This window comes from Herbaspirillum sp. CF444 (genome assembly GCF_000282135.1).
Taxonomy (GTDB): Bacteria; Pseudomonadota; Gammaproteobacteria; order Burkholderiales; family Burkholderiaceae_D; genus Herbaspirillum.
On record NZ_AKJW01000099.1, the window covers coordinates 1 to 9,743 of the forward strand.

10 protein-coding genes are annotated in these 9,743 nt (G+C 60.5%); 9 read left to right on the forward strand and 1 reads right to left on the reverse strand.

Going from position 1 to position 9,743, the window contains the following annotated elements; all coding sequences use genetic code 11:
• The 4 genes from PMI16_RS21955 to PMI16_RS21970 all read left to right on the forward strand — a co-directional run.
• Positions 1-651, forward strand: a 651-nt coding sequence (locus PMI16_RS21955; protein ID WP_007883708.1) for an SPOR domain-containing protein, incomplete at its 5' end; no start/stop codon positions are given.
• A gap of 40 nt (positions 652-691) precedes the next feature.
• Positions 692-1,180 (forward strand): CvpA family protein, encoded by a 489-nt coding sequence (locus tag PMI16_RS21960; RefSeq protein ID WP_007883709.1) that lies wholly within the window; start codon positions 692-694, stop codon positions 1,178-1,180.
• A 51-nt stretch (positions 1,181-1,231) separates the two neighbouring features.
• Positions 1,232-2,752, forward strand: coding sequence for an amidophosphoribosyltransferase (gene purF / locus PMI16_RS21965; RefSeq protein WP_007883712.1), 1,521 nt, complete (start codon positions 1,232-1,234; stop codon positions 2,750-2,752).
• A gap of 174 nt (positions 2,753-2,926) precedes the next feature.
• Positions 2,927-4,168, forward strand: coding sequence for a cystathionine gamma-synthase family protein (locus tag PMI16_RS21970; protein ID WP_007883714.1), 1,242 nt, complete (start codon positions 2,927-2,929; stop codon positions 4,166-4,168).
• Positions 4,169-4,247: 79 nt separating this feature from the next.
• On the opposite strand, the gene PMI16_RS21975 is transcribed toward PMI16_RS21970, so the two are convergent.
• Positions 4,248-4,844 carry a TIGR00730 family Rossman fold protein gene (locus PMI16_RS21975; RefSeq protein ID WP_007883715.1) on the reverse strand — a complete coding sequence of 199 codons (597 nt, stop codon included), beginning with the start codon at positions 4,842-4,844 and terminating at the stop codon, positions 4,248-4,250.
• Positions 4,845-4,977: 133 nt separating this feature from the next.
• Here PMI16_RS21975 and PMI16_RS21980 point away from each other — a divergent pair, with 133 nt between their 5' ends.
• The 5 genes from PMI16_RS21980 to PMI16_RS22000 all read left to right on the forward strand — a co-directional run bounded on the left by PMI16_RS21980 (position 4,978) and on the right by PMI16_RS22000 (position 9,637).
• The gene (locus PMI16_RS21980; RefSeq protein ID WP_007883716.1) at positions 4,978-6,003 is read left to right on the forward strand and encodes a patatin-like phospholipase family protein; all 1,026 of its coding nucleotides are present in this window, start codon (positions 4,978-4,980) and stop codon (positions 6,001-6,003) included.
• Positions 6,004-6,083: 80 nt separating this feature from the next.
• Complete coding sequence (locus PMI16_RS21985) at positions 6,084-6,962, forward strand: alpha/beta fold hydrolase (RefSeq protein WP_034381851.1); 879 nt, start codon at positions 6,084-6,086, stop codon at positions 6,960-6,962.
• A 119-nt stretch (positions 6,963-7,081) separates the two neighbouring features.
• Positions 7,082-7,918 carry a 3',5'-nucleoside bisphosphate phosphatase gene (locus PMI16_RS21990; RefSeq protein WP_007883718.1) on the forward strand — a complete coding sequence of 279 codons (837 nt, stop codon included), beginning with the start codon at positions 7,082-7,084 and terminating at the stop codon, positions 7,916-7,918.
• A 131-nt stretch (positions 7,919-8,049) separates the two neighbouring features.
• Positions 8,050-8,925, forward strand: a complete 876-nt coding sequence (gene htpX, locus PMI16_RS21995) for a protease HtpX (RefSeq protein ID WP_007883720.1) — start codon at positions 8,050-8,052, stop codon at positions 8,923-8,925.
• 85 nt (positions 8,926-9,010) lie between these two features.
• Positions 9,011-9,637: an L-threonylcarbamoyladenylate synthase gene (locus PMI16_RS22000; RefSeq protein ID WP_007883722.1), complete on the forward strand. Its 627-nt coding sequence runs from the start codon at positions 9,011-9,013 to the stop codon at positions 9,635-9,637.
• Positions 9,638-9,743 lie beyond the last annotated feature (106 nt).

The window sequence follows — 9,743 nt, forward strand, 5'->3', positions numbered from 1 at the left end:
CCGGCAGCGGCAGCGGCAGCCGCACAGCCGAAGGAAGAGTTTGTCGATCCGGCAACGCTGGCGCCTGCTGCCGAAAAGCCGGCCATCGCTCCCGGCGCTCCGGCCATGCCTTCCGGTCCGGCCAACGCTCAGTTGGCCAAACCGTCCGAACCAGTTGCTCCGGTTGCCGAAAAACCGGCCGAAAAACCTGAAGCGCCCAAGGCTGCCGCCAAGGCAGACACTAAAGCCGACGCCAAATCAGACGTAAAAGATACCAAGAGCGCTGCCAAGCCTGCCGAGCACAAGGACGATCACAAGAAAGACGCGAAGGAAACCGCCAAGCCCAAGGCCGCGGACCAGCCCGATGACGCCGCGCGCGCGCTGGCCATTCTGGAAGGTAAGCCTGCGACCGCCGACAAGAAGCCGGCACCGGCTGCCACGGGCGGCAAATTCGTGATCCAGGTCGCCGCGCTGGCGACGCAAGAGAAAATCGACGAACTGCGCGGCAAGTTGAGCAGCGCCGGCATCAAGTCATTTACGCAAAAAGTGGCGACCCAGTCGGGCGACCGCACGCGCATTCGCGTCGGCCCGTTTGCCACCCGCGACGAAGCGGACAAGATGCGGGTAAAGATCAATAAGCTCGGCCTGAACGCCACCATCGTTCCGGCTTGAATTTCGCGATGACCGGTCGCATATTGCTTATGTTGTTATTGTGACGATATTTGATTATCTGGTATTGCTGGTGCTGGTTTGTTCGGTGATCATCAGCATGTTGCGCGGACTGGTCAGGGAAGTGCTGTCGCTGGCCAGCTGGATAATTGCATTAGTCGTCGCCAACGCCTATGGTGAAACATTGGCGACGATGTTGCCCGACGTGATTCCGGGCGAATCGACAAGATTGATTGTGGGATTCATTGCCTTGTTCATCGGTACGCGCCTGTTGATGGGCCTGGTGACCAGGGCAATGTCCGAAGTGGTCAAGGCGAGCGGCCTGTCGCTGATCGACCGCAGCCTTGGTGCGGTGTTCGGCCTGGCGCGCGGGGCGGTGATCGTGCTGGCGGTGGTGTTGTTGTGCGGTACGACGTCGATTCCGCAGCAGCCGTTCTGGAAAGAGGCGAGGTTGAGCCCGCTGGCGGAAACCGCCGCGGAGACCGTCAAACCTTACTTGCCGGGCCAGTTCGCGCAGCACGTCCATTTTTGATTTTGTTTTTTCGTTTTGTTTCTTCGTTTGTTTCTCGTTTAGGAGTCCACCATGTGTGGCATTGTCGGCGTCGTTTCCCATAGTCCAGTCAATCAGTTGCTCTACGATGCGCTGCTGCTGTTGCAGCACCGCGGTCAGGATGCAGCCGGTATCGCAACCAATCACGCAAACGGTTTCTCGATGCACAAGGCTAACGGCCTGGTGCGCGACGTGTTCCGTACGCGCAATATGCGTTCGCTGCCGGGCAACACCGGCCTCGGCCAGGTGCGTTATCCGACCGCCGGTAGCTCCTCGAGCGAAGAAGAGGCGCAACCGTTCTACGTCAATGCGCCGTTCGGCATCATCCTGGCGCACAACGGCAACCTGACCAATGCGGAACAGCTCAAGGTCGAGATGTTCAAGAACGATCGCCGCCACCTCAATACCGATTCCGACACCGAAGTGCTGGTCAACGTGTTTGCGCATGAGTTGCAGCAAGCCACGACCGGTTATTCGCTGGATCCGGCTGCCGTCTTCAAGGCCGTTGCGATGGTGCACAAGCGCGTGCGCGGTTCCTATGCCGTGGTGGCGCAGATCGCCGGTTACGGCCTGCTGGGCTTCCGCGATCCGTACGGCATCCGTCCGATGTGCCTGGGTTTCAACGAAACCGACAAGGGCTCCGAATACATGCTGGCCAGCGAATCCGTGGCGCTGGAAGGCCTGGGTTTCCGCTTCCTGCGCGACGTGATGCCGGGCGAAGCGATCTTCATCGACAACGACGGCAAGCTGTACAACCAGCAATGCGCCGACAACCCGACGCTCAATCCTTGCGCTTTCGAATTCGTCTACCTGGCCCGTCCCGACTCGGTCATCGACGGCGCTTCGGTTTACGCCAGCCGTTTGAAGATGGGTGAATACCTGGCCGAGAAGGTCCGTCGCGAAATCGCCAGCGGCGAGATCGACGTGGTCATGCCGATTCCCGATTCGTCGCGTCCTGCCGCGATGGAACTGGCGCTCAAGCTGAACCTGGAATACCGCGAAGGCTTCATCAAGAACCGCTACATCGGCCGTACCTTCATCATGCCGGGCCAGGGCCTGCGCAAGAAGTCCGTGCGCCAGAAGCTCAATGCCATCGGTTCCGAATTCAAGGGCAAGAGCGTGTTGCTGGTCGACGATTCGATCGTGCGCGGCACCACCAGCCGCGAGATCGTGCAGATGGCGCGCGAAGCCGGCGCCAAGCGCGTGATTTTCGCTTCGGCTGCGCCGCCGGTGAAGTTCCCGAACGTCTACGGCATCGACATGCCGACACGCGATGAACTGATTGCTTACGGACGCACCGACCAGGAAGTTTGCCGTGAAATCACCGCCGATGCGCTGGTGTATCAAGACGTGGAAGACCTGAAGCGTTCGATCTCCGACGTCAATCCGGCGCTGAAGAACTTCGAAGCATCGTGCTTCGACGGCAACTACATCACCGGCGATATCTCGCGCGACTACCTCGACCGTCTCGAGTTCGCCCGCAAGAACCCGAAGCCGGCGCTGGAAGATGCCGTGCGCTCGCAACTTAATCTCAACCTGGCGCGCGTGGACTAAATTCATCCACGTTCCAGAACGGAAAAACGCCGGATTGCTGTCGCAGCATCCGGCGTTTTTCATTGGTCTTTCCGTTCGTTGCCGACAGCAATGCTGCGGCAGCAGGCGAACTGGCTTATCATCACTGTTCTCCCATGATTTACCGTCTTATTTATCGCCCTTGTATCCATACCTATGAACGACAAGAAGAACTACGGTTTTACCACCACCATTTTGCACAGCGACCGCCAGAAGGACATCGAGCACGGTTCGCTGCACAAGCCGATTCACACTTCCGTGGCGTTCGGTTACAAGGATGCGCGCCAGCTGGCTGAAGTCTTCCAGGGCAAGCAATCCGGTTATCGCTATGGCCGCCAGGGCAATCCGACCGTGTCGGCGCTGGAAGACAAGGTCAACAAAATGGAAGGCGGCTTGTCGACCATCTGTTTCGCCACCGGCATGGCCGCCATCGGCGCCGTGATCCAGGGTTTGCTGCGCGAAGGCGATCATGTGGTGTCCTCGGCTTTCCTGTTCGGCAACACCAACAGCATGTGGATGACGGTGCATGCACAGGGCGCGCGCGTCTCCATGGTCGATGCGACCGACGTCAAGCTGGTGGAAGCCGCCCTGACGCCGCAGACGCGTATCGTCTTCGTCGAAACCATCGCCAATCCACGCACCCAGATCGCCGATCTCAAGCGCATCGGCGACCTGTGCCGCGAGCGCGGCATCCTGTACATCGTCGACAACACGATGACCTCGCCTTACCTGTTTCAACCCAAGGCAGTCGGCGCCGGCCTCGTGGTCAACTCGCTGACCAAGTCCATCGGCGGCCACGGCAATGCGCTGGGCGGCGCGCTGACCGACACCGGCTTGTACGACTGGACGCGTTATCCGCACATCGCCGACAGCTACAAGAAGAACGCGCCTGCACAATGGGGCATGGCGCAGATCCGCGCCAAAGGCTTGCGCGATTTCGGCGCTTCGCTGGGACCGGAAGCGGCGCATCACATCGCAGTTGGTTCGGAAACCATGGCGTTGCGCCAGGACCGCGAATGCGCCAATGCATTGGCCGTGGCGCAGATGATGGATGCCGATCCGCGTGTGGCGGCGGTGTACTACCCGGGTTTGCCGTCGCATCCTCAGCACGCGCTGGCGACGGAGCTGTTCCGTTCCTACGGCAGCCTGCTGAGTTTTGAATTGAAGGACGGCATCGATTGCTTCGATTACCTGAACCGTCTGCAACTGGCGGTGGCCTCAAGCAACCTCGGCGATACGCGCACGCTGGTGATCCCGGTGGCGCATACGATCTTCTACGAAATGGGGCAGGAGCGCCGCGCCGCGATGGGCATCGCCGAATCACTGATCCGCGTGTCGATCGGTCTGGAGGATACGGACGATCTGGTGGAAGATTTCAGGCAGGCGCTGGATTCCTGATCTGCCTTTCCCCATGAAAAAACGGTCATGCCTGCATTGCGCCGGCATGACCGTTTTGTTTTTGCGTTGCTGTCTTTAACTACGGCAGCAGCTTGGCAGGCGCGCTCTTGTCGGCCCACTTGTTGGTATAGCTCGGCTTGTAGGTCTTGAAACGCTGCAGTAGATCGGCCGGATCCTGCTCATGCATCATCAGCAGCGACTGTTCTGCGGTCAGGAAGCGCTGCGACACCAGATGTTCGATGAAGGCGATCAGGTTGTTGTAGAAGCCGTCGACATTGAGCAGGCCGATCGGTTTGTAATGGAAACCGAGCTGGGCCCAGGTCAGCACTTCAAACAATTCTTCCAACGTGCCCATGCCGCCCGGCATGGCGATGAAACCGTCCGACAATTCCGCCATCATGGCCTTGCGCTCGTGCATGTCCTTGACGATGTGCAGGCGGGTCAGGCCGTTGTGGCCCAGTTCCTTGTCCAGCAGCGCCTTCGGAATCACGCCCGTGGCTTCGCCGCCGAGACGGATGACTTCTGTTGCAATAATGCCCATCAGGCCGACGTTGCCGCCGCCGTAGACCAGGGCGATGTTGTCCTTGACCATTTCCCGCGCCAGGGCGCGCGCGCCTTCCGCATAGACTTCGGAAGCACCGGCGGAAGAACCGCAATAAACACAGATGGATTTCATTTTCTCTCGCTCGAATTAAAACAATACGACCATGTTATAACATGCCTGTCGTGACAATATCCTGCGACAACTATCCCGACGCAAGCATATCGCGACGACGTGACTTCGCAATGACAGTTACTCAAGGAACAGCATGCAGAACAAGATCGTGACATTGGCGTTGCAGGGCGGCGGGTCGCACGGCGCCTTTACCTGGGGCGTGCTGGATCGCCTGCTGGAAGACGGTCGCATGGCGTTTGAAGGCATCAGCGGCGCCAGCGCCGGCGCCATGAACGCGACAGTACTATCGCATGGCTTCAACGTCGGCGGCCGTGAAGGCGCGCGCGAGGCGCTGGCGGCTTTCTGGGGACGCATTGCGATCAAGGAGCCGTTCAGCTTCCTGCCGCCGGAGATGATGCCGGGCGGCTCCAGCCTGCTGACCCAGACCACGCCGGCGGCGATGCATGCCTTCCTGGCGATGACGCGTTTCTTTTCGCCGACGCAGCTCAATCCGCTCGATATCAATCCCTTGCGCGACATCCTCGAAGAACAGGTCGACTTCGAGCGTTTGCGCACCCGCAGCAGTATCAAACTGTTCATCGCCGCCACCAAGGTCAGCAGCGGCACGCTGAAGATTTTCCGCGACCGCGAACTGACGCTGGACGCCTTGCTGGCGTCGGCCTGCCTGCCGTCCATGCACCGGCCGGTCGAGATCGATGGCGAGGCCTATTGGGATGGCGGCCTGACCGCCAATCCGCCGATTTTTCCTTTGCTGCATTTGTGTTCGTCACGCGACTTGCTGGTGGTGTTGCTGCACCCATGCAGCCGCCCCGGCACGCCGACGTCGACGCACGAGATCGGCCAGCGCCTGTCCGAAATCAGTTTCAGCTCGGCATTTTTTACCGAATTGGGCGGGCTGGCCCTGGCCAAGCGCGAGGCGGAGAGCGGCATGTTCGCCTTCGGCACGCTGGAGCGGCGCCTCAAGCGCCTCAACATGCATCTGGTGGAGGCCAACGACCTGATGAGCCAGCTCGATGTCATGAGCAAGCTCAATACCAAGCGGTCCTTCATTTACGGCCTCCACGACGAAGGTCGGCAAGCCGCCGAACGCTGGCTGGAAGAACATTTCCATACGGTAGGGTTGAAGTCGTCCTTCGATCTCGGGCGGTATCTGCAATAGATCGCTGCAGCAGCCGCTGCAGGCGGGGCGGGGTAGCCTTATACTGTGAGGTTTCCCCGATCGCATAGAAGCCACACGCCATGAAGCCATCCCGTTCCGAATTCCTCGATATCCGGGGGCTGCGATATCACGTACGCCATTGGGGCGATCCGCAGGCGCCCAGGATTTTCATGGTGCACGGCTGGATGGATATGTCGGCCTCGTTCCAGTTCATGGTCGATTGCCTGCAACAGGAATGGCATGTGATCGCGCCCGACTGGCGCGGCTTCGGCCTGACCGAGCGCCCCCGGGCCGACACTTACTGGTATCCCGATTACCTGGCCGACCTCGATGCCTTGCTGCTGCATTATTCCCCGGACGAAGCCGTCAATCTGCTCGGTCACAGCCTGGGCGGCAATGTCGTCGGCCTGTACGCCGGCGTGCGCCCGCATCGCATTGCGAAGCTGGTCAATCTGGAAGGTTTCGGCCTGCCAGGCACCAGGCCCGAGCAAGCGCCGGGGCGTTTTGCCAAATGGCTCGACGAGTTGCAGGAAAAGCCGGAGATGCGCAGCTATGCGACGCTGGAAGAGGTCATGGGACGCCTGCAAAAGACCAACCCGCGCCTGAGCCGCGAGCGCGCCGCCTTTCTGGCGCAACACTGGGCCGGGCAGAACGACGACGGCAGTTGGGCGATTCTCGGCGATCCGGCGCACAAGGGGACCAATCCGCTGCTGTATCGCATCGATGAAGTCACGGCCTGCTGGGCGCAGATCACGGCGTCGGTGCTATGGGTGGAAGCGGCCGAAACCGACATCTGGCGCTGGTTCGGGCAAAGCAAACTGATGCGCCCGGAAATCGAGCGCCGCATCGGCTTCCTCCGCAACGTCCGTACGGAGATCATTCCCGATGCCGGACACATGCTCCATCACGATCAGCCGGCCTTGCTGGCGGCGGTGATCGAGGCGTTTCTGGCGGAATAAAGGCTCTCTTTGTCCGGTCGCCGCAAGGCCTTCCCGGCGGCGTGTGCAAGTGCAGCAGAGAAGACGCCGGCGGCGTACAATGAAGCTATCTTTCTTGCGTTTTCAAGGCCTGCCCAACAATGCTCAACGTCGATCTGCACTGCCACTCCAACGTCTCCGACGGCTTGTTGCCGCCGGCGGAGGTGGCTGCGCGCGCCAAGGCCAACGGCGTCGACGTCTGGGCGCTGACCGATCATGACGAAATTGGCGGCATCGCCGTCGCGCGCAAGGCCGCCGAGGATCTCGGCATGCGCTACATCCCCGGCGTCGAGATTTCGGTTACCTGGGCAGGACAGACGGTACACATCGTCGGTTTGCGCATCGATGAAAAGAACGAGATGCTGGTGAAGGGCCTTGCCTCCACGCGCAACGGCCGCGAACGGCGTGGTCGCGATATCGCGGCAGAGCTGGAAAAGGTCGGCATCCCCGGCGCCTTCGACGGTGCGCTCAAGCATGTCGGCAATCCCGATCTGATGTCGCGCACGCATTTCGCCCGCTATATCGTCGAGATCGGCCGTTGCGCCGACACCAAGGAAGTTTTTCGCAACTATCTGTGCGAAGGCAAGCCCGGTTATGTGCCGCATCGCTGGGCCACGCTGAAAGAATCGGTCGACTGGATCCGCGGCGCCGGCGGCGTGGCGGTGATCGCGCATCCGGGGCGTTACCAGTACAGCGACCTGGAATTCGGCGCCTTGTTCGACGAGTTCAAGCAGCATGGCGGCGCGGCGATCGAAGTCACCACCGGCAGCCATACGCCGGATCAATACGAAGAATACGCCCGTGTCGCCAAGCGTTACGGTTTTCTGGCGTCGATCGGCTCGGATTTCCATGGCCCGGGCGAGTCGCGCGTGGATCTGGGTGCTTTGCCGCCGTTGCCGAACGGCTTGACGCCGGTATGGCACGACTGGGACTTGTAAGTGTCTTCAAGCTCGTAAAGACGCCTTTTCCGCCTCTCAAAGCATCAATTCCGTCGGGAATTGGCGCAATCTCTTGATTTCTCCCCGATTGTTCCTATCTAATAACCACTTTCCTGATAGGAGTTTTCCGGATGAAACGCATATTCCTCTTCCTCGCGACCAATATCGCCGTGCTGGTGGTGATGAGCGTGATCTTGTCGCTGCTCGGCGTGGACAAATTCCTCACGCGCGCCGGTCTGAATCTGCCGATGCTGCTGGTGTTTTCCATCGTCGTCGGCTTTACCGGCTCGATTATTTCGCTGCTGATGAGCAAAACCATGGCGAAGTGGAGCACGGGTGCGCGCGTGATCGACACGCCGGTCAATTCCACTGAAGTCTGGCTGGTCAACATCGTCGGCAAACTGGCGCAGCGCGCCGGCATCGGCATGCCTGAAGTCGCCGTCTATGAAGGCGAGCCGAATGCTTTCGCCACCGGCGCGTTCAAGGATTCGGCGCTGGTCGCGGTGTCGACCGGCCTGCTGCAAGGCATGACCAAGGAAGAAGTCGAAGCCGTGCTCGGCCACGAAGTCGCCCACATTGCCAACGGCGACATGGTGACCATGACGCTGATCCAGGGCGTGGTGAATACCTTCGTGGTGTTCCTGTCGCGGGTGGTTGGTTACTTCGTCGATTCGGCGCTGCGCCGTAACAACGACAACTCAGGCCCCGGCATCGGTTACATGGTGACGGTCATGGTCTGCCAGATCGTGTTCGGCATCGGTGCCTCGATGATCGTGGCCTGGTTTTCGCGCCATCGCGAATTCCGCGCCGACGCCGGCTCCGCCAAATTGCTCGGCGGTCCGCAGCCGATGATCAATGCGCTGGCGCGCTTGGGCGGCATCCCCGTCAGCGGTCTGCCGGAATCGATGGCGGCCATGGGCATCAACGACAAGCCGGGTTTCATGGAATTGTTTTCCACCCACCCGCCGCTGGAGCAGCGTATCGCTGCGCTGCGCGGCCAGCGATAAGCCGCAATGCGGCAAACAAACGGCGGTGTTGCAACCGCCGTTTTGCCTTTTTGAAAACCGTATTCGATTTTGAAACGAAGGATGCATGAGTCAGTTTTTCCAGATCCATCCCGACAACCCGCAACTGCGCCTGATCAAGCAGGCCGCGCAGATCCTCCGGGGCGGCGGCATCGTCGCCTTGCCGACCGATTCCTGCTATGCGCTGGTGTGCCAGCTCGACGACAAGAACGCGGTGGAACGCCTGCGCCGGATCCGCGGCGTCGACGAAAAGCATCATCTGACCCTGCTGTGCCGCGACCTCAGCGAAATTGCCCAATACGCCAAGGTCGACAACCGCCAATACCGTTTGCTCAAAGCGGCGACGCCGGGGCCGTATACCTTCATCCTTGAAGCCACCAAGGAAGTACCGCGCCGCCTGAGCCATCCGTCGCGCAAGACCATCGGCCTGCGCGTGCCGGAAAACCAGATCGCCCATGCCTTGCTGGCCGAGCTGGGCCAGCCGCTGATCGGCACCACGCTGATCCTGCCCGATCAGGACGATGCGCTGACCGACGCCGAAGAAATTCGCGATCGCCTGGAAAAGCAGGTCGAGCTGGTCATCGACAGCGGCGCCTGCAGCCTGGAACCGACCACCGTCATCGATCTCAGCGACGACAGCGAACCGGTGCTGGTGCGGCAGGGGCGAGGCGATGCCGCGCCGTTCGGTTTGTAGAACTCATTTCATAAATAGGCGTGAGTGCGAGCTTGCCCTGTTTGGGATGAAGTGCAAGGCGCGAATCGGGGTCAAGACTGGGCGTCTTGACCCCGATTCGTAACGC

What these genes read in the sequence shown, in the direction of transcription:
- purF (WP_007883712.1), top strand. Translation starts at nt 1,232, where the DNA reads ATGTGTGGCATTGTCGGCGTCGTTTCCCATAGTCCAGTCAATCAGTTG.
- PMI16_RS22000 (WP_007883722.1), top strand. Translation starts at nt 9,011, where the DNA reads ATGAGTCAGTTTTTCCAGATCCATCCCGACAACCCGCAACTGCGCCTG.
- htpX (WP_007883720.1), top strand. Translation starts at nt 8,050, where the DNA reads ATGAAACGCATATTCCTCTTCCTCGCGACCAATATCGCCGTGCTGGTG.
- PMI16_RS21980 (WP_007883716.1), top strand. Translation starts at nt 4,978, where the DNA reads ATGCAGAACAAGATCGTGACATTGGCGTTGCAGGGCGGCGGGTCGCAC.
- PMI16_RS21975 (WP_007883715.1), bottom strand. Translation starts at nt 4,844, where the DNA reads ATGAAATCCATCTGTGTTTATTGCGGTTCTTCCGCCGGTGCTTCCGAA.
- PMI16_RS21990 (WP_007883718.1), top strand. Translation starts at nt 7,082, where the DNA reads ATGCTCAACGTCGATCTGCACTGCCACTCCAACGTCTCCGACGGCTTG.
- PMI16_RS21970 (WP_007883714.1), top strand. Translation starts at nt 2,927, where the DNA reads ATGAACGACAAGAAGAACTACGGTTTTACCACCACCATTTTGCACAGC.
- PMI16_RS21985 (WP_034381851.1), top strand. Translation starts at nt 6,084, where the DNA reads ATGAAGCCATCCCGTTCCGAATTCCTCGATATCCGGGGGCTGCGATAT.